This is a genomic window from Pseudomonas frederiksbergensis (genome assembly GCF_003732665.1).
In the GTDB taxonomy this organism is placed as follows: Bacteria; Pseudomonadota; Gammaproteobacteria; order Pseudomonadales; family Pseudomonadaceae; genus Aquipseudomonas; species Aquipseudomonas frederiksbergensis_G.
Genome location: NZ_MOBP01000161.1, coordinates 1 through 300 on the forward strand (window position 1 = coordinate 1; position 300 = coordinate 300).

1 pseudogene is annotated in these 300 nt (G+C 56.7%); it reads left to right on the forward strand.

Annotated features, from left to right (window positions below):
- Positions 1–214, forward strand: a pseudogene (locus BK665_RS33625) (glycosyltransferase family 2 protein); the annotation flags it as partial.
- Positions 215–300: the final 86 nt, after the last annotated feature.

Sequence of the window (300 nt, forward strand, 5' to 3'; positions counted from 1 at the left end):
GAATGACCACGGGTTCTATCAATTTTGCCTGGTGGCGCAACTGCTCGGTTACGCCCTGGCGATTGCCGGACTGCTGGACTCGCAACACCGTTTGCACAAACCCTTTCGCCTCGCCGCGTTCCTCCTGGTGACCCTGGTCGGGATGAGTATCGGTCTGTGGCAGTTCCTGCGTGGTCAGCGTTACAGCCAGTGGAACCCCGAGCAAAATCGATGAAAGGAACATGCCATGGCGACCAAACAATTATTAAAACGCACCAGTGGCTGGCTGTACCTCAACTCCCCGGTGGGGCGCAATCAACT